We start from the raw sequence: 17,976 nt of genomic DNA on the forward strand, positions 1-17,976 counted from the left end.
CTGGAGTTTCCAGTCCTCCCTCTTCACAACAATCTCAGCGAGAGGGATATCAGGGAATATGTCAAAAGAAGAAAAATCAGCGGTACGACCCGGAGCGATTTAGGCCGCCAGTGTCGGGATACATTTCTCAGCCTCAAGAAAACCTGCCAGAAACATGGCCTCTCTTTCTGGGATTTCCTCTATGATCGGATCCATGACCTTGGAGCCATCTCCTGTCTGCCACGCCTTGTCGCTGACTCGATCCCTCGCTGAACCTGTTTCTCTGTTTCTATTCATGCTGCCCGGACTTTTGGAGTAGTTACGTTTTCTTTTTGGCAAAGGACAAAATCTACGTGCTTTCTGGTGATACGATTCAGAGCCGCTGTGCGCGCCCCTTTTTCGATTCCGGGCTTGATAAGCATGAGATCTGCGAGTCGCACCTGGGCATATACTCTGAATTCTGCCCCAACAGCCTGTTCCAGACTGCCCAGAAATGAGCGTTCTGCAGGGGTCAGGAGACTCTCCTTTACAAGGTAGGGAAGGGGGCCGACAGTGGGTTTTTCGGAATCCGTTTTTTTTGTTTTTAAAATGATTGCCACAGCAATCACCATCAGCGCCACCAGAAACAAAAGCCACTCCATCAGTTCTCTCCTCAAATAAAATTTAAGATGCTGTTGTTAATCCTTTTTTCAGGGCCGGAGACCTTGATGCCATCTGCCCAGCCCTGGTATCCCTCACCCGTCCTGCCTTTCCATCCGCATATGAATCAATGCCACCCGCTCTCCTGTGTGATTCTTCCTTTCCTCAAGATCAAAGGGCCGGAAGCCCAGTTTCGGATAGAGGAGCAGGCCTGCCACATTGCTGTGGAAGCAGGATACCGTGATTGTGTGTGCCTGATGTTTCTCAAAACCGAGATGCATCATATGCCGGAGGAGAAAACCGGCAACCCCAAGCCCCCTTGCATGGGAAGCTGTCATTACATTGCCGATGGCACAGACCCCTTCTTTCCAGCGGTAAAAATTGGCAAATCCCACCACAAGACCTGAATGTTCCACCACCGTTGAATCCGAGCGTGCGGCCACGCTTTCCCGCAGTGCTGCCTCTGTCAGCGGGAACCGTGCCCGTGGAAAGCAGTGAAAAAGTTCCTCTGGTGTTGCCGGGAACCCGCAGATCAGGGGGATATCCTCTTCCCTCACTTCCCGATGCCGCATGATGTCCTCCCGTCTGCCGGACAGATCCGGAGTTGTTGTCATGGCAAAATAGCCCATACGCAGATACGCTTTCCTATCCCATCCATGACATGCAGGCAAGCTTCAGGGAATATGCTTGGCCTGTTTTTTACAATCCGCTCTCAGTCGTGATTCAGCGCCATGCAAAGCACCACATCCAATCCCAATACCTTTCCAACACAGCACAAACATCCTTCCCTTAGCCTTGCAGGGCGCAGGCGGTCGCTTTTCCTTTCCGCCGGAGTTTTCCCAAGCCCACCTTGCTCAAGAAAGGAAACACCATGGCCAGAGCCGATCTCCATGTCCACTCCCTTTATTCTGAACGCCCGGCCAACTGGTTTCTCCAGCGCATCGGTGCTTCGGAGTCCTATACCCCGCCGGAGACCATCTATGCCCAGGCGCTGGCAAGGGGCATGGATTTTGTCACGGTAACGGATCACAACTGCATGGACGCGGCCCTTCTTCTTAAAGAACGCTATCCGGACAGAACCTTCACAGGGGTGGAATCCACCACCTATTTTCCGGAAAACGGCTGCAAGATTCACCTCCTTCTCTACGGCCTCACGGAAGCCCGGTTTGCGGAGGTGCAGAAGACCCGCAGGGATATCTATGCCCTCCGGGAGCTGATCCGGGAGCAGGACATCGCCCATTCCGTAGCCCATGCCACCTATGCCATCAACGGCAGGCTGAGCCTCGATATTCTGGAAAAGCTCATGCTGCTTTTCAATGTCTTTGAGGGCATCAACGGTGCCCGCAGCCAGGCCTCCAACACCACCTGGACGGCGACTCTTCAGGCCCTCACCCCGGAAAAACTGGAAACGCTCAGGAAAAAACACGGCATCCTGCCCATGGGAGAAAAACCCTGGATCAAGGGATTTACGGGAGGCTCCGACGACCACTCCGGGCTTTTCATCGCCAAGGCCTGTACTTTTGCGGATGGGGCCAGCCCCGAAGCCTTTCTCGAGGCCCTGAAAAAGAGGGAGAGTCTGGCCCAGGGCAAACACAATGACGCCAAATCCCTGGCCTTTGCCCTGTACAAGATCGCCTATGATTTTTCCCTCACGGAAAGCACGCCTCTGCACCGATCGGTTCTTTCCCGGCTGGGGGATGCCATCCTGCATCCCCAGGGAGGGGATGGAACCTGCGGGAAACCTGGCATCAGAACCGGAGAAGAAGGGCAGATCCGTCTTCTCCTTGCCGCACTTCGGGAGAGTCCGGAGCCGGAGGCGGGAGGAGAGAATCCGGAAGTCTGGCTGGAAGGGGTCTATGACAAAATCACACGGGTATCCGACGCTTTTTTCAGAAATATCCTTCTTTCCATCGTAAGCGATGTGCGCAGGGGGAATTTCGACCACTTCATCCGCAACATCGCATCTCTTCTTCCCGGTATCTTCCTCTCCATTCCCTTTTTCATGACCCTGCGTCACATGCAGGATGGCCGCAGGCTGCTTTCTGACCTGAAAGCGGTTCATCTGCAATCCGGCTCCCCTGATAAATTTGGTAAAAAGGTGCTCTGGTTCACGGATACCTTTCAGGAAATGAACGGGGTGGCCGCCACCCTCCGGGAGATTGCGGCCATGGCGGAGCGGGAGGGGCTTCCCGTCCGTATCCTGACCTGCCTGCCCCCCGGAAGTGCAGAAGTGCCGGAAACGGTCACAGACCTGGCGACCTTTCTTTCTTTCCCCCTGCCCTGGTATGAGCACATTGAGGTGCGGGCGCCCTCCCTTCTCACCGCCATCCAGAAGCTCGGAGCCTTTGAGGCGGATGAAATCTGTATTTCGACACCAGGCCCTGTGGGCATTCTGGGCCTTCTTCTGTCAAGGCTTCTCAATCTGCCCTGCCGGGCCGTGTACCACACGGATTTTGCCGCCCAGGCCAAAGCCATCCCAGGCAATGAGTCCCTTTCCGACATCGTGGAAAACGCCACCCGTTTCTTCTATTCCTTTGCCGATGAGATTCATGTGCCCAGCCGGAGTTATATGGATCTGCTTTCCGCAAGGGGGCTGGAACAACCCCGTATGCGGCTTTTCATCCGTGCCGTGGATACAGGGCTTTTTGCCCCCCGGCCCGGAGCGCGAAAACGTCTTGAAACAACATACGGCATCACGGCCCGCCATCTGCTTCTCTATGCGGGAAGGATTTCCAGGGACAAGGGGATGGATCGCATCCTGGAGATCCACCGGATGCTGGAGGAAAGGGGGCAGGATGTCCATCTGCTTCTCGTAGGTGAGGGGCCGGATCTGGAGGCCATCCGCCATCAGCACAGGGCGCGTGTCACCTGCACGGGCAGGGTGGAAAGGGAGGCACTCCCGGAGTTTTACAGCGGATCGGATTTTCTGCTTTTCCCCAGCATCATGGACACCTTCGGCATGGTGGTGCTGGAGGCCCAGTCCTGCGGGCTGCCTGCCCTGGTGTCCGGCGTGGGTGGGCCAAAAGAGATTGTGGAGGATGGCAGAACGGGGAGGGTGCTGCCCGCAGAGGATCCCCAGGCCTGGGTGCGCTGCCTTGAAGGTCTGTTCCGGGTCATGGACAGTCAGCCCCTGAAGTACCGGGACATGCGTGCCGCTGCACGGAAGGTGGGGCTGGCCTCGGGCTGGACCGCTGCACTGGAAGCGTTTTTTGGCCATGCCCCTTCCGGAGAGGAAAAGGCCAGACCTGCGGCATGAGGTTCAGGGGGGACGTTCATAACAGAAAAGCCATAAAAGCTTCATCAAAGGGCAATGAAGGAAGGGTAAAAGGGGAGGGATGCAGTTCTGACCCATCTCCATGAACGGAGGTTCCCTTTGTCCTGCCTTCAGAAAGCCAGTCCGTCCTTTCCGGCAAAAGATGGAAAGCAGCCTTCCCCCTCCGAGCTTCGTCAGTACCTGGAAATCCCCGCAGGGGACGAAGCCCTCACCGCCTTTCAGCCCTTTTCTGCGGGCGACACCACCTGTGGCGTGGAAAATGAATTTCAGGCTCTGGTGGAAGGAAAAGCAGAAAATGTGGATCTTGCCTGCATGATCCGGGAGTCCAATTTTTACAAGAACATCCTGAAAAGAAGCCAGTCCGGTGAGCTGCCGCCGGAGCAGGCGGAAAAACTTGAACGCTTTCTCGCCGAAAATGAGGATTCTGTCTGGGAAAATTCCTGGGTACGTTTTCCGGAAAAGCGGCTTTCCGCCTATGCCCAGCATATCTTTACAATGGATCTGCGGGCGGACAGGAGAAAATCAGAAAGCCCGCAGCGCAGCGATACCCACAAATTTTTCCTGAACCGGGACGGGGAGACCTGGATCCGTGTTCCCATCAGCTATCTTCTCAAGCTTTCCATGGCGGACATCATCGGCCAGTCTCCCCGCCTGCACCCCATCCTGAGGGTCACGGCCAGCCGGATGATGGAGCATTTTTTAAGCGACAACACCTCGCCCGAAGTGCTGTCCTTCCATCCCGTCATGCTGGGCTCCGGCAAGGGAGCTGCCGATGCCCTGACAGGGGAAACCCTGAAGCGTTACCTGCTCTGTCAGCTGCTTCTCGATCATGCCAATGAGGCCTTCGGCCTTGCGGAAAACGGTCAGAAGGCCAGCATCCATTTCGCCTCCCATCCCCCTCTGCGCCAGAAGGCCCTCAACGAGATCATCTCCGATGCCTTTTACAGGGAGCTTTTCATGAATCCCTGCCTTTCCGGCTGGGATCAGGGGGAGGTCAAAAACCGCTATATGGGGCTCTGCCACGAAGTGCTTTCCCGCAGCCAGCTCAATGCCGTGAAAAAACTGAAAGAGTGCGGCATCATCACAAGAAACCTTGTGGTTCTGCCCAATACCTCCAACATCAGCCTTGCCAACAACGGCACCCATATTTCCATCGGCAGCCGGAAGATGTCCCGGCTCATGGCCGCTGCGGCCCCTTCCATCGGTGCTTCGGATGAAAAATGGATGGGGGATCTGGTGACCAAGATCATGGAATATTTTCTGCCCCTTCTGGTGGGCACCTATTCCGCCACACCCTACCGTCTTGAGTTTGAGGATTTCCATCCTGAGCAGGTGCTGGGGTTTCTGCCCCATGAACTGGATTTCACCCATCTGCGAATGCTCTGGAGGCGCTGGAAAAAAAAGGCGAAAAACCATGCCTTCGGAACTTCCTTTACCCCCTTCGGTCCCCCCTGGCTGGACCGGAACATCCGCAGACTCTTTGGTTTCAAGGGTGATTTTGTGCCGGATTTCCGTCTTCTGGATTATCCTGCGGCCCTGCTCAGTACACCAAGCTGTCCGGCCCTGGACGGCAGCCTGGGAAACCAGCAGCGCCTGCTTCAGGATCTGGGGGACTCGGGGGCCTTTGATCCCCGCATGTCCATGTATCTGCCCTTCCGGACACGAACCTTTGACAAAATGGGCTTTTCCGGATTTGAGGGCCGTCTGTACAGCACCTTTCCCGCCATCGGTCAGGATATGGGCAGGGCTGCCCGGCTTCAGACCCTGATCACGGCCCTTGGTTTTCAGTATCTGCTTTCCGGACGTTACGGCCATGCCCATATTCCGGACACTCCCTTTGTGGAGAGCGAACGCAGGCAGGTGCTTTTTGCGGCAGCCATCGGTCTTCCCACGGTCTATCTGCGTTCCGACACGCCCAGCCTTTTTCTGCGGGATCTCTTTCCCCTGATCAGCGGAACCCGCATGAGCCGGCGTTACCCCGGTTATCTGCGGGTTCCCGTACCGGCCCTGATGACGGCCCTCTGCGATAAAATTGAAAGAGATGGTCAGGCTCTCATCGAAGCCCATGGTGCAGGGGATCTCATGAAGGATCTGCGCCTGCGGCTTGCCCATCCCGGAGCCACGGCCTCGGGCAGGCTGACGGCCCTCATCCGGGAGGAAACCGGTTCTGCCAGACCCGAAAACCTGCCCGCAGCGGCCTTCAACCGTGCTGCGGAAACCTGTTACCGTACCCGGCTCAGGGAAGCCCACATCCGCGAAGCCATCCGTTTTCTGGCAGAAGATCTCCTGAGGCTCGAAAACTGGGCCACCTTCCGGGATACGGCCTCGCGGGATGCCCTGGCTTCCATTACCGGCATCCACGGCCTTGGCGATCTTGTGGCGGCCTTAAAAAAAGATTCCGGCATCACATCCATCAGCCGCTCAGAAAGGCTGGCCCTGATCCAGCTGCTTATCCTTTCGATCCATAATGATAAAAAGCATTTTGAGGCCTGCCCATGACTTTTTCGCACCATTACGTGGAACGCCATACGGGAAAAGCGGTGGCGGAAAAGCTCTTTGCCGATCCCGCTGTGCGCTTCCTCTACCACGGCATCCGGGAGAACGCCTCCTGGATGTTCAGGGCACTCACCTCTCCGAGGGCCAGCCGCATCCTTGCCGCCTTCAACTATGACCTGCCCTTTGCCTCGGAAAAAAGGGCGGAGCAGATGGTGAGAGACCTTGGGATCAACCGGGACGAATGTCTGGAGCCAGAAGCCCTGCTCAGCCCAAGAGCCCTCTTTGAAAGGAAAATCCGTTACTGGGACTGCCGTCCGGCTCCCGAAGATCCTGATGTGATTCTTTCCCCTTCGGACAGCCGTATTCTGCCCCTGGATCTCTCCCCCGGCGCAGGGATTCCCGTGAAGGGCAGGTTTTTTGATCTTCCGGAGCTTGTGGGAAAGCGGCCCTGGCATGGACGTTTTGCAAACGGAAGGGCTGCGGTCTTCCGTCTGACACCGGATAAATATCACTACAACCACAGCCCGGTTTCCGGTCGGGTGGAGGAAGTTTTCATGGTGGAGGGCTGCTGTCACGCCTGCCATCCCGATGCCGTGGTGAAGGCGGTAAGCCCCTTTTCGAAAAACCGCAGGCTCATCACCCTCCTGGATACCGATGTTCCGGGGGGCAGCGGCCTGGGGTTTGTGGCCATGGCCGAGGTGGTGGCCCTCATGATCGGTGGCCTCCGGGAGGCCTGTAGTGAAAGGGAGTACGAAGACCCCAAGGCTCTTCGACCCGGCATGTTCCTCCGCAGAGGCTGCCCCAAAACCCTTTTTTATCCGGGAAGCTCCACCGTGGTGCTGCTTTTTGAACCCGGACGCATGGTGCTGGATGCCGACCTTGTGGCCAACAGCCTGCGCCGGGATGTGCCCAGCCGCTTCAGTGCGGGGTTCGGAGGGAGTCTTGTGGAAACGGATCTGCGGGTTCGGGAAGGAATCGGAAGGGCTGTCGGGCCATCCGCCCATGCGGCTCAGGGAAACGAATTTTTTTGAAAGGGGAGTTTTTGCATGTCCGCTGCTCTGTTCTTGACCGTTTTTGCCTGTATCCTGCTTGTTCCCGCCATCTGGGGCGTGCGGAATCTGCCATCGGAACACTATCAGATGCTGGCCGCCTGCCCTGTGCATCAGAGGGAAGACGGTTCCTGGAAGGCGGTGAATCTCACCTGGTATGGCTTTCTCACGGCAACGGCCTATGTGCTGGGAACGGCTCTGGGGCTGATCCTGCTCCGGGCCTCAGGCGCAGGCCTTGGCACTTCTGCCCTGACGGCCTTTGTGCTGCTCGGGGTCTGCATTCCCGCTTCCCGCTGGATTGCCCGGATTGTGGAGGGAAAACAGCACACCTTCACCGTGGGCGGGGCTTCCTTTCTCGGCATTGTACTGGCCCCCTGGGTACTTCTTTCCGTGGATATCCTGGCCCAGTTCAGGGGCTTTTCCCCTTTGCCCCTGATTCCTGCCCTGGCGGCCCTGGCCCTGGCCTATACCTGTGGTGAGGGCATGGGACGGCTGGCCTGCCTCAGTTTCGGCTGCTGCTACGGCAAGCCCCTGAGCAGCCTTTCCCCCGGTCTCGCCCGTTTTTTTACCCCCATGGCCCTGGTCTTCACGGGAAAAACCAAAAAGATCAGCTATGCCCATGCCCTTGACGGTCAGCCCGTGGTGCCCGTGCAGGCTTTCACCCTCTTTCTCCATATCCTGCTCTGCCTTGCGGGTCTTGGGCTTTTTTTCTGGGGCCGCCCCGCAGCAGCCCTTTTCCTCTGCCTTGGCGGCACCCAGATATGGCGGGTGGTGTCCGAGTTTCTCCGTGCGGACTACAGGGGAACCCGGTCCTTTTCCGCCTATCAGATCATGGCCCTTTCCACCCTTCCCTACATGGCCCTTTCCCTGTATCTGCCCGCTTTTTCCATGGATGCCATCTTTCAGCCGGATCTTGGGGCAGGTCTTGGCCTTCTCTGGACACCGGAAGTCCTCACGGGTCTTTTTTTCCTCTGGCTTTTTACCTTTTTCTATACGGGACGCAGCACGGTCACGGGTGCGGAGCTGCGCTTTTTTGTCCATCGGGACAGGGTGTAACTCAGAACGCGTTTTCAGTTCCAGTAGGGATCGGCACCAAAGCATTCGGGATCTTCCGCAGGGCCTGAGATGATGAAGGAAAGGGCATTGGGATCCGATCCCTGTCCCCAGGAAGATCTGACACCGATGCCGATCCCCTGACCGGATCCGGAAGCCGGGATGAAGGTGATCTGGCGGGTGCGGGTATCGCGAATCCCACCGGAAGAAGGGGTTCTGACAGAAACAGCATAGGTGAGGAACGTGATTTCTTCATCCATGCTGCTTTCGATAATGGGGGTTGTGATGGAGCGGTTCAGAAACCCGTCATGAACGTCAGGTGCATCGTAGGGGCCGGGAAGTCCGAGCATTTCCGCAAGTTTTTCCCTTGACAGGGCGCCCACGGCCCTGGGGCCGGAAACGTTGTTGACCCTCTGGATGATGTAGTGCCCGTTCTGGGTGTCGAAGGCCAGATCCAGTCGCCAGCCATTGACGGTGACGGACTGGAGGGCGTTAATTCCGATCTGTGCGTTGGGATTACGGGCTTTGCGCCGGTCGATCTCTGCGTGCATCTCATCCATATAAGCGCTGTAATCCAATGCCCATACCGGGAAGGGCACTGTGATGGTCTGGTATTCGGGATAGTCCAGCGAGACCTCCACACCCGTTGCAGCGAGTTCATCCGTGTTTTTTGTAAACGAGGTATCGCGCGTTTGCTGGCTGGAGCTGAGTTTCTTGCTGAACCTCAGTGTGTCGGAAGCACCGGAAGACAGCCGGTACTGATGGTCTGAACAGGCCGTACCCAGATCCTCTGTTTCTTCTGAAAGGGTGCCGGACTCGTAGAGGGGAGCATCATCGAAGCCGCTGCCTTCGTCCTGGAATGCAGCCGAATCCGTGGGGGGAAGGGTGGCTGGGGAGTCTTCTTTCGAGCAGGCGGGCAGCATAAGCAGCAATAGCATAAAAAGGCATATCCCCCTGAACGCGTTGCATCCTTTTTTGTGGTTCATTCTGATCCTCCTTGAATCGGAAATGGAGTGAAACGGGCGGTTCTGCAATGCTTCCGGTCTGCCGGATGCGGTTTGCGGGTTCTGTCCTCACCCTGAAAAATGTTGTCAGCAGGGACAGAATATCTGAAGACGCGGGTAACGGCAAGGTTCCCCGTGCAGTCGTTCGCAGGAGGGGCCGGTCGTTTTCCCATGTGGGGGAGGGCTGGGCTCTTCTGGCGCAGGTGAGGGAGAGGCCGTATTTTTTAGGGGGGATTCCGGGAGGTTTTCCCGCGTGCTCTGCCGGACAGTGGTCTGGCCCTTGGCAGAGGCAGCGGGAAACGGTTCATTTTTTCAGGGGGATTCCGGATCAGCTCACCACAAAACGGCCCACCCGTTTGCCGAGATCCAGGGAAAGACCTTCCAGCAGGGAAACGGAGGCCGCCACCGCCGTACTGGTTTCCTGAAGGGAGGCGGTGGTATGACGAACCTTCTCCACATCGTCTGAAATTTTTGCAGTACTTTCGCGGGTGCGGCTGATACTGGCCCTCACCTTGTCCACACCCTTGCCGATTCCGGCGACCGCCATGGCAAGCCCTGCGGTTTCATGCTGGCGGGCCTGCATGTCTTCTGCCATGGAGCGCATTCTTTTTTCGAGGTGGCCCGCCACATCCACAATGCCGCAGATTTCTTCTCCCGCCTCTCCCACAGCGCCATGGATTTCCTCCAGCCGTTCCCGGATTTCTTCCGTGGCGGAAGCGGTCTGGCGGGAAAGCCCCTTGATTTCCGCAGCCACCACGGCAAAGCCCTTTCCGGCAGCCCCCGCCCTTGCGGATTCAATGGTGGCGTTCAGGGCCAGGAGATGGGTCTGATCCGCAATTCGGGTGATGAGGTTCACCACATCCCGGATACTGCCCGCCGCCGTATTCAGGCGCTGCATTCCCTGCCGGGCCGTTTCCGAGCGGGAAAGGGTGGCCTGGGTGGTTTCCAGGGCTTCGGTACTCCGCTCCACCACAAGGCCCACCGCCTGCCGGAGACTTTCGGAGACCTGCTGGACTTTCCGGGTATCTGCTTCCACGGTCAGCATGGCATCCATTACCGCCGTCATTTCCATGTCAAGGTGGAGCATCTGATCTTTCACCTCCCGCGTACCCGTTTCCACGGCCAGGGAGGTACCGGTCAGTTTCCGGCCCACAAGGCTGAAGGTTTCCGCTTCCCGGCGAATGCCTTCAGCAATCTGAGCGATTTCCCCCACGACCCTGCGCAGCATTCCAAGAAAGGCATTGAAGGCCTTTGCCATGCGGCCCACCTCATCCCGGTTCCAGACCCTTACACTGCGGGTGAGATCCCCCCCGCCCTCGGCGATTTCCCGGAAGCGGTATGCCGTTTCCCGCAGAGGGCCGAAAATTCTTGCCGTCATCCAGCGTACAAAGACAAAAAGCCCAAGGGCCAGCAGGACAGCGGTGACGCCCATGCGCTTTCCCATCTGCCGGACGGCAGCGGCATGTTCCATGCGCTGGGCATGCAGGCGGGTTTCCACATCGTCCATCCAGAGATCGGTACAGATGATCCATTCCCATTCAGGGACATAGCGGTAGGCCAGCAGTTTTTCCGCAGCCTTCCCCTCCTTTTCAAAGGAGAAGGATAAAAATCCCTTCTCCGATGTGTTTGCAGCCTCCAGAATGGCATCCACCACCAGCCGGTCACGGGCATCCCGGAACCCCGCCTTCTGTACCGTTCCCGCCAGTTCCGGGAAGGCTGTGGAAACGTACACCATGCCGCTTGTGTCCATGGCCCAGAATCCGTCCTGGCCTTCGGCACCAAAGCGCATGACGGAAAGGGCGTTCACCGCATCTGCGTAGAAATTGGCCGTGGATACAATGTGGGCACCGGCAGCGGTGAGGTCTTCAAGCTGTCGCCGTCTTTCTTCCATCAGCTGGGAGTCCATGGCCTCAAGGGACAGGCTTTCAAGGGAATGGAGCCCCCAGAGCGCCGTTCCGGCAAAAGAGACCAGGCACAAGACCAGTACCGTCCCCACAAGAAGCTGTATTTTTCCTGCGATCCGCATTTTTTCCCCTTTCAGGCCGCAAAGCATCAGTAGCATTCCCCAGAACGCCTGTCTCCGTACAGGAAGAGATGCATCTGGAGGAGAAATGTGTGAGGGACACCCTCGTGACCCGCCGGAAGTTCCGTCTGCCGCATCTCGGGTTTGGGAAAGTGTTTTTGGGGGCGGCTTGCGGATCCGGTTCAGCGAGAAAGCCGGGACAAACCGCCCTGCACAGGGAAGGGGGGATTTCCGGATTCAGACCTGGCTGAGCCAGTGGGTGATTTTTTCTTTCAGATCGTCCCGCACCTTTCTGAAAGCAGCTTTTTTTTCTTCGTCGGTACCCTCCACTGTGGACGGATTGTCCAGCATCCAGTGATGGCGGTTCGTGTCGGGAAGTCCCGGCCAGACTCTGGGGCAGGACTGCTGGGCCTTGTCACAGACCGTAATCATGTGCAGAACGGCCTCCTTTCCCAGATATTCCCGAATGGCCTTGGGCTGATGGTGGCGGATATCAATGCCGTCTTCCGCAAGCACGGCAATGGCCAGGGGATGGACTTCCTTTCCCGGCTCCACGCCTGCGCTGATGGCCGTAAACCGGTCACCGCCCATATGGTTGAGCAGCCCTTCGGCCATCTGGCTGCGGATGGTGTTGCCATTGCAGAGAAAAATAACAAGACGTTTGTGGTCGGACATGTCCGGTCTCCTCCATGGGGTTCGGTTTCTTTCCTTCCGGCCTTGTAGGGTGGCCATGTTAGAAGAAGATGAGGGCTGTCCGTTTTCCGGATGCCATTCTTTCTGACGGAGGACAGGGGGGGCGGGCGACACATTTTTAACCTCGTCCTGATCTTTCCTGAACATGGGTCTTTTAAGGTCGGCCAGCACTGAATCCAAGACGAAAGGAGAGCATGACATGGCCTACCCCATGATGGTTTTTGATGCCTATCAGCCCCATGAGGATGAACCCTACATGAATACCCGACAGCAGGAATGGTTTCGTGGGCGTCTTCTCGAACAGCGTGAAGCACTGGTTCAGGAAGCCCGCAGGCGGCTTCGGGAAATCCGGGAGGCGGATATGGTTCAGGTCGCAGATATTCTGGATCGCAGTGCCTCGGAAACCTGGCGCGAGCAGGAACTTCGGGTGCAGGCCCGGTTCCGGGAAGTCCTGGACAGGAATACGGAAGCCCTGCGTCTCCTTGAGGAGGGGGAATACGGATTCTGTATTCTGACAGGAGAACCCATCGGTATTCCCCGCCTTCTGGCCGTTCCCGACGCCCTGTACTGCTTTGAGGTACAGCAGATGCGGGAAAGGCAGGGCGGTATGGTTTTTTTTACGCCCGGCTGAAAGAAAAGGCTCCGGAGCCGTCGTCCCATGCTGTCTATGGGGGCCGGGAGCGTCAGACGGACGGATGCGCTGGCACCTGGATTCCGGGGAAAAGCTGTTTCCGGAAAGGGAATTTATCGTTAAATTCTCATCAGAATCCAACAGAATTCTCATATTCCGGGCGTAGAAGGGGGCTGGCTTTGATGACAGAAAAAGGAGTCCGGCCATGTCCCGATCTTTAAAAAAAATATCGGAAACCGGAGGGGCCAGCCGCCCCTCTTTCCCCGTCACCCTGCATCCCCCTTTGCCTGTTGAGATGGTTTTTTGTCCCATCGGAGACATGAAAACGGGCCGTATCCGCATATGGGAGGTTCGCGCTCCTGCGCTTCCCGATGGTGGCCCGGAGCCTCTCCGGGAAAGGGAGCGCATGATCCTGGAAACGGCCCTGGGGGCTGGCAGCCGTCTGCCGCCGGATGGCAGGCTGCTGTTTTTTCTGCACCTGGAAACCCTGGGGCATCCTGGCTTTATGCGCTATCTGACCGGTCTTCTCCGGCAAAAAGGAATGCAGCCCCAGCAGCTTCTGCTGGGACTCCGGGAAAGCGACCTGCATTCTGCCCCCGGTTTTCTGCCCCCGGGCATGGACGCCCTCATCCATGCGGGGATGGGACTCTGCCTGCACGGAGGAGGCGAAAGCCTTCTGAATCTTCTGTCTCTGTCCCGCCTCCGCCCCGCCCTGCTCCTCCTTTCTCCCGCCCTTTTCAGGGAAAGCGCCGTCAAGGGGGAAGACGCTGCCCTGCTGGCGGCCATGCTTTCGGATACCTGCCGTCGTCTGGGATGTGGCCTGGGGCTGTATGGCGTGGATACGGTGGAGGAGCGTCACGATTTTCTGCGTCTGGGCATCCGTTTCATGCAGGGGGAGGCCATCGCAGGGGAGGTCGATTCTCCTTCCCGTCATGGGATGGAGGCTGTCCTGCCCCGGCCGGACAGCCTTCCGGCTGCCTGCCTCTGTCGGGATACGGGGGTGGGCAAACTGGCCTGTCCCGGTCTCACCGCCCTGGCCTCGGATACGGTGCAGAGTATTGTGGCAAGGCTGAAAGACCGGCCTCCCACGGAAAGCGTCTGTCTGCTGCATGAGGGAAGACCGGTGGGGCTGCTGATGCGCTACCATCTGGACCGTCACCTCAGCTCCCCCTATGGGAATGCGCTTTTCCTTAAAAAAAGTGTCTCCCGGATCATGGATGCCGAGCCCATGATCCGGGATGCGGGAACACCCATGGAGGAAGTGGCGCGGGCCGCCATCTCCAGATCTCCGGAACGCCTGTATGATGATATTCTCATTACGGAAAAAGGCGCTTATGTGGGAACCCTGTCGGTTCGGAATCTGCTGGATGCCCTGGCCCAGGCCCAGATGGAAATGGCCAGGGGAGCCAATCCCCTGACAGGTCTTCCGGGGAACACGGCCATTGAGAAGAAGATGGAGACCTACCGGGAAAAAAGGGACTGGATCAGTCTCATCTATGCGGATCTCGATCATTTCAAGGTCTATAATGATGCCTTCGGGTTTGAGGCAGGGGATCGCATGATTCTTTTCACAGGCCAGCTTATCCAGAAAGTGGCCGCATCCTGCTGTGCGAATGAGGTGTTTGTCGGCCATGTGGGGGGAGATGATTTTGTTGTGTTTACAAAACCCGGCGAGGCCGAATTCTTTTCCCGGACGCTGGTGGAAAATTTCGGACGTGAGGTGATGGGGCTTTACCCTGAAGAGGTGCGCAGACAGGGCTTTGTGACAGGAAAGGACAGGGAGGGGAATCCCGGGGTGTTTCCCCTGGTTTCCATCTCCATAGGGATCGTAGACTGTCATTTTCATCCGGAAATGGATGCTGCGGAACTGGGGCTGCGTGTGGCCCAGATCAAGGGCTATGCCAAATCCCGGAAAGGCAATTCATGGGTTCGGGACCGGCGGGAACCTCCCGGTTTTTCGGGGTATTTTCATGAAAAAGGCAGGCCATGAAATTTTTTTTCAGGGCGTATTTTCTGAGTGGCCTCCTGCTTCTTCTGGGGATGGTCGCCGTACTGTGGGATGCTGGAAAAACGGGAGGGTACGGGCTTTTTTTGTTTCTCCTGCCAGCCCTTTTTTTCCATCAGAGCTGGCTTGTCAGGCACTGTCTCAGGCTTGAAAGACGGTTTTCCCGGCGGGAACGGCATATCCGTTCCTGGCTTGCATCCCAGAGACGGACGGAAGAACGTCTGCTTGAGGAAGACCGGCCCCTTCTGCTCACCGGGCCTTCTGGCCGTATCCGCCGGGCTTCCGCTGCGGCTGTCCGCCTGATTGGGCTGGATCCTTCGGGAGGCTTCATTTCCGGTTTTTCCGGTGCGGTTCCCGGACGGCAGGGAGGCGTGTTCACCACCCATGCCCATCCCCATGGCAAAACTCTGCTGTACTGGATTCCCCTGGTCACAGAAGGTCGGAAATGGCAGCTTGGCCTTGATATCACGCCCTATATGGAAAGGGAGGAGAGGCTGATGGCCGAGGCCGAAACCTTCCGCAGGCTGGCAGAGCAGAAATCCGATGGGGTGATGGTTGCCGGGCGCCGCATTCAGGATCTTTCTGCCATGGCGACACTTGGCCGTATGACCGCAGGGATCTCCCACGATTTCAACAATATCCTTTCCGCCATTCTGGGATCGGCCCAGATGGCGGAAATGGTTCCGGATGCAGGCCGGAGGAAGCACCACATCGGCACCATTCTTTCCGCAGGCTACCGGGCGCGGGATCTCATCCAGCAGATTCTTCATTTCAGCAGGCCCGAGCCTGTGGTGCGCCGTGCCTTTTCCCTCAAGCCCCTGATTGGCGAAAGTCTCCGCCTGATCCGGGCCTCCCTGCCTGCCCATATTGTCCTGCGCTGTCGCAATGAGGCCGGGGATGCCTGTCTGCACGGGGATCCCACCCGCATCTACCAGCTTCTCATCAACCTCATGACCAATGCCTGTCACGCCATGGAAGACAATGGCGGCATTCTTTCCCTTGATATCCGAAAGGAAGGCTCCGGTTCCCGGATGCAGGAAGCCTGTCTCCGCATCACCGTGCGGGATACGGGCCATGGCATTCCGGAACAGATCCGCCAGCGTATTTTTGAGCCTTTTTTCACCACAAGACCCCGAGGGGAGGGGAGTGGCATGGGGCTGGCCCTTGTCCGGGATGTGGTGGAGGAGCACGGAGGCCGGATAAGCGTGGACAGTCGGCCGGGAGCCGGTGCCGTTTTCCAGATCGACCTGCCCCTTGCCGCAGAGGCGGGAGAAGCCCCGGCTCCGGACTCCGCGCGTCCTTTCAGGGGACGGGGGATGCTGCTGCTGGTGGAGGATGATGCGGAACTGCTGTCCCTCTTCAGGGAAATGGCCGTCTCCCTTGGCTATGGGGTAGAGGCCTTCCGCGAAGCCGGGGAAGCCTGGAAATGGATGCAGCACCATGCCCAGGTACCGGATCTTGCCCTTGTGGATTACGCCATGCCGGAGATGAACGGTCTGGCTCTGACCCGGAGGCTGCGCACGCTCAGACCTGATCTGCCCCTTGTGATGATGACGGGCTGCCCGCACTGGGTGGGAGAGCGGGCGTCTGTGGAGGGGCTTCTGGAAAAGCCCTTTTCCCTTCAGGATTTTTCACGGGTTCTGGCCCAGGCCGCAGGGGATGGGCAGGTGCTCGAAAATGTGGCCCCACCGGATGCCGGAGACGGGCCTTCGTTTTTTCTGGAAACCGCCTGAGACGGTCTGGGTAGATTTCGCCGCTGCCCCCAAAGGACTCCTTGACGCTATGTGCTTCAATGTGTACATTTGAGTGCGCATTTAAACAGGGAGATACGATATGAAAACAATATCCTTCACAGATTTCAGAAAAAAAGCTTCCACCTTCATCACTGAAGTGGAGCATGGCGAGACCCTTGTCCTGTTAAGGGGGGGGAAACCTGTTGCCGAAATAATTCCTTTTACGGATCATTCCGTACAAACGCCCTCATGGAAACGCCAGAGTACGCGCCTGCAAATTAAAGGGAGCGATCTTTCTTCGGCAATACTGGAAGAGCGTGAGTCAGAAGTATGAAGGTTTTAACAGATTCCTCCGCACTTGCAAAAAGATATGTCCTTGAAGTGGGAAGTGACAGAATTGATCAGTTTTTACAGAATGCGTCACAATTGGGTTTATGTACCATCGTAGTTCCTGAAATCCTGTCGGGGCTGAATCGAAGACGGCGTGAAGACAAGCTGTCCACGGATGATTACAGGGCGATTAAAAGACAATTGATGGATGATGTCCATGATGCTGTTATTCTTCAGGTTTCCCCTGCTGTTATTTCTTGTTCCGTAAAGCTTCTGGAAACGAATATCTTAAGAGCTATGGACGCACTGCATATCGCATGTGCACTGGAATGGCAGGCGGAACTTTTTGTCACTGCCGACATGAGGCAGTATAAAGCGGCTATCAATGCGGGGCTTCTCGCTGAATATATCGGCCAGCAATAAAATACACTGGAAAATGAACTGGATCGGACTATTGCGCTCCGCGCCAGTGCCCTCGCTTCGCTCGGCGGCCTCACATGCGCGGCGTTATGTCTTTCAAGGAAATTCTCAGAATATGGAAAAATCTGTATTTGTCACTGGTGGAAGTAGAGGCTTAGGGTTTGCATTTGTTGATAAATTCTTGAATGAAGGTTGGAAAGTCTACGCGACAGTAAGAACATCGCTTGATGCAAAAAAAATAAAGCGGATTAATGCAACTCATTGTTTCCCCATAATTACAGACATTACGTCAGAAGACGTTCAATCTGAAATCATATCAAATTTTACAGACTCTACTAAAATTGATGTTCTCATCAATAATGCAGGTGCTGGGGGGAACTGGAACAATTTCGAAAAAACATCAATTGGAGATGTAAAAAAGTTAATAGGTGTTCATTGTTTGGGTGCAATGCAAGTAACTCAGGCATTATTCCCTTATTTGTCTGAAAGTGCCTTAATCATAAATATATCTTCTCGCTTTGGGTCGATTTCTAAAACAGCATCTTGTGAGTTAGACTCATCTTCTACAGTTGGGAAGCCTTTTTTGTTCAAAATGCCTGTAATTACTATGTCGCATCTTGTAAAAACCCCAAAAGGTGGTGCCACAG

Annotated in this window: 15 protein-coding genes and 1 pseudogene; 11 read left to right on the forward strand and 5 right to left on the reverse strand. The window is 56.7% G+C overall.

Annotated elements, in window-relative coordinates:
* A pseudogene (locus tag BR04_RS16690) lies at positions 1-252 on the forward strand (IS66 family transposase); the annotation flags it as partial.
* A gap of 20 nt (positions 253-272) precedes the next feature.
* Here BR04_RS16690 and BR04_RS16695 read toward each other — a convergent pair.
* Positions 273-620: a DUF2726 domain-containing protein gene (locus tag BR04_RS16695; protein ID WP_496357163.1), complete on the reverse strand. Its 348-nt coding sequence runs from the start codon at positions 618-620 to the stop codon at positions 273-275.
* Positions 621-713: 93 nt separating this feature from the next.
* Positions 714-1,247, reverse strand: a complete 534-nt coding sequence (locus BR04_RS16700; protein ID WP_496357164.1) for a GNAT family N-acetyltransferase — start codon at positions 1,245-1,247, stop codon at positions 714-716.
* A 242-nt stretch (positions 1,248-1,489) separates the two neighbouring features.
* Between BR04_RS16700 and BR04_RS16705 the strand changes: the two genes are divergently transcribed.
* From BR04_RS16705 to BR04_RS16720, 4 genes are all read left to right on the forward strand, one after another.
* Positions 1,490-3,874, forward strand: coding sequence for a glycosyltransferase (locus tag BR04_RS16705; RefSeq protein ID WP_496357165.1), 2,385 nt, complete (start codon positions 1,490-1,492; stop codon positions 3,872-3,874).
* A gap of 117 nt (positions 3,875-3,991) precedes the next feature.
* On the forward strand, positions 3,992-6,391 hold the full coding sequence (locus tag BR04_RS16710) for a hypothetical protein (protein WP_496357166.1): 2,400 nt from the start codon (positions 3,992-3,994) through the stop codon (positions 6,389-6,391).
* Complete coding sequence (locus BR04_RS16715) at positions 6,388-7,419, forward strand: phosphatidylserine decarboxylase (RefSeq protein WP_496357167.1); 1,032 nt, start codon at positions 6,388-6,390, stop codon at positions 7,417-7,419. Before BR04_RS16710 ends, BR04_RS16715 begins: the two co-directional genes overlap by 4 nt.
* A 15-nt stretch (positions 7,420-7,434) precedes the next feature.
* Positions 7,435-8,493, forward strand: coding sequence for a prolipoprotein diacylglyceryl transferase family protein (locus BR04_RS16720; RefSeq protein WP_496357168.1), 1,059 nt, complete (start codon positions 7,435-7,437; stop codon positions 8,491-8,493).
* A 14-nt stretch (positions 8,494-8,507) separates the two neighbouring features.
* Here the strand turns inward: BR04_RS16720 and BR04_RS16725 are convergent, their stop codons facing one another.
* The 3 genes from BR04_RS16725 to BR04_RS16735 form a co-directional block, all read right to left on the reverse strand.
* Entirely contained in the window at positions 8,508-9,428 is a 921-nt protein-coding gene (locus tag BR04_RS16725) for a hypothetical protein (RefSeq protein ID WP_496357169.1), read from the reverse strand.
* A gap of 394 nt (positions 9,429-9,822) precedes the next feature.
* Positions 9,823-11,520 carry a methyl-accepting chemotaxis protein gene (locus BR04_RS16730; protein WP_496357170.1) on the reverse strand — a complete coding sequence of 566 codons (1,698 nt, stop codon included), beginning with the start codon at positions 11,518-11,520 and terminating at the stop codon, positions 9,823-9,825.
* A gap of 234 nt (positions 11,521-11,754) precedes the next feature.
* Complete coding sequence (locus tag BR04_RS16735; RefSeq protein WP_496357171.1) at positions 11,755-12,192, reverse strand: arsenate reductase ArsC; 438 nt, start codon at positions 12,190-12,192, stop codon at positions 11,755-11,757.
* Between the two features lie 217 nt (positions 12,193-12,409).
* Here BR04_RS16735 and BR04_RS16740 point away from each other — a divergent pair, with 217 nt between their 5' ends.
* From BR04_RS16740 to BR04_RS16765, 6 genes are all read left to right on the forward strand, one after another.
* Positions 12,410-12,841 (forward strand): TraR/DksA family transcriptional regulator, encoded by a 432-nt coding sequence (locus tag BR04_RS16740; protein WP_496357172.1) that lies wholly within the window; start codon positions 12,410-12,412, stop codon positions 12,839-12,841.
* A 205-nt stretch (positions 12,842-13,046) separates the two neighbouring features.
* The gene (locus BR04_RS16745; RefSeq protein WP_496357173.1) at positions 13,047-14,831 is read left to right on the forward strand and encodes a GGDEF domain-containing protein; all 1,785 of its coding nucleotides are present in this window, start codon (positions 13,047-13,049) and stop codon (positions 14,829-14,831) included.
* The gene (locus BR04_RS16750) at positions 14,828-16,579 is read left to right on the forward strand and encodes a hybrid sensor histidine kinase/response regulator (protein ID WP_496357174.1); all 1,752 of its coding nucleotides are present in this window, start codon (positions 14,828-14,830) and stop codon (positions 16,577-16,579) included. The genes BR04_RS16745 and BR04_RS16750 overlap by 4 nt, the downstream gene beginning before the upstream one ends.
* Before the next feature lie 100 nt (positions 16,580-16,679).
* Entirely contained in the window at positions 16,680-16,913 is a 234-nt protein-coding gene (locus tag BR04_RS16755; RefSeq protein WP_496357175.1) for a type II toxin-antitoxin system Phd/YefM family antitoxin, read from the forward strand.
* Positions 16,910-17,332, forward strand: coding sequence for a type II toxin-antitoxin system VapC family toxin (locus tag BR04_RS16760; protein WP_496357176.1), 423 nt, complete (start codon positions 16,910-16,912; stop codon positions 17,330-17,332). The genes BR04_RS16755 and BR04_RS16760 overlap by 4 nt, the downstream gene beginning before the upstream one ends.
* Positions 17,333-17,444: 112 nt before the next feature.
* A partial coding sequence (locus BR04_RS16765) for an SDR family NAD(P)-dependent oxidoreductase (protein ID WP_496357177.1) occupies positions 17,445-17,976 on the forward strand: 532 nt, incomplete at its 3' end.

The organism is Desulfobotulus sapovorans DSM 2055, assembly GCF_059569355.1.

What these genes read in the sequence shown, in the direction of transcription:
- BR04_RS16695 (WP_496357163.1), bottom strand. Translation starts at nt 620, where the DNA reads ATGGAGTGGCTTTTGTTTCTGGTGGCGCTGATGGTGATTGCTGTGGCA.
- BR04_RS16700 (WP_496357164.1), bottom strand. Translation starts at nt 1,247, where the DNA reads ATGGGCTATTTTGCCATGACAACAACTCCGGATCTGTCCGGCAGACGG.
- BR04_RS16705 (WP_496357165.1), top strand. Translation starts at nt 1,490, where the DNA reads ATGGCCAGAGCCGATCTCCATGTCCACTCCCTTTATTCTGAACGCCCG.
- BR04_RS16715 (WP_496357167.1), top strand. Translation starts at nt 6,388, where the DNA reads ATGACTTTTTCGCACCATTACGTGGAACGCCATACGGGAAAAGCGGTG.
- BR04_RS16720 (WP_496357168.1), top strand. Translation starts at nt 7,435, where the DNA reads ATGTCCGCTGCTCTGTTCTTGACCGTTTTTGCCTGTATCCTGCTTGTT.
- BR04_RS16725 (WP_496357169.1), bottom strand. Translation starts at nt 9,428, where the DNA reads ATGCTATTGCTGCTTATGCTGCCCGCCTGCTCGAAAGAAGACTCCCCA.
- BR04_RS16730 (WP_496357170.1), bottom strand. Translation starts at nt 11,520, where the DNA reads ATGCGGATCGCAGGAAAAATACAGCTTCTTGTGGGGACGGTACTGGTC.
- BR04_RS16735 (WP_496357171.1), bottom strand. Translation starts at nt 12,192, where the DNA reads ATGTCCGACCACAAACGTCTTGTTATTTTTCTCTGCAATGGCAACACC.
- BR04_RS16740 (WP_496357172.1), top strand. Translation starts at nt 12,410, where the DNA reads ATGGCCTACCCCATGATGGTTTTTGATGCCTATCAGCCCCATGAGGAT.
- BR04_RS16745 (WP_496357173.1), top strand. Translation starts at nt 13,047, where the DNA reads ATGTCCCGATCTTTAAAAAAAATATCGGAAACCGGAGGGGCCAGCCGC.
- BR04_RS16750 (WP_496357174.1), top strand. Translation starts at nt 14,828, where the DNA reads ATGAAATTTTTTTTCAGGGCGTATTTTCTGAGTGGCCTCCTGCTTCTT.
- BR04_RS16755 (WP_496357175.1), top strand. Translation starts at nt 16,680, where the DNA reads ATGAAAACAATATCCTTCACAGATTTCAGAAAAAAAGCTTCCACCTTC.
- BR04_RS16760 (WP_496357176.1), top strand. Translation starts at nt 16,910, where the DNA reads ATGAAGGTTTTAACAGATTCCTCCGCACTTGCAAAAAGATATGTCCTT.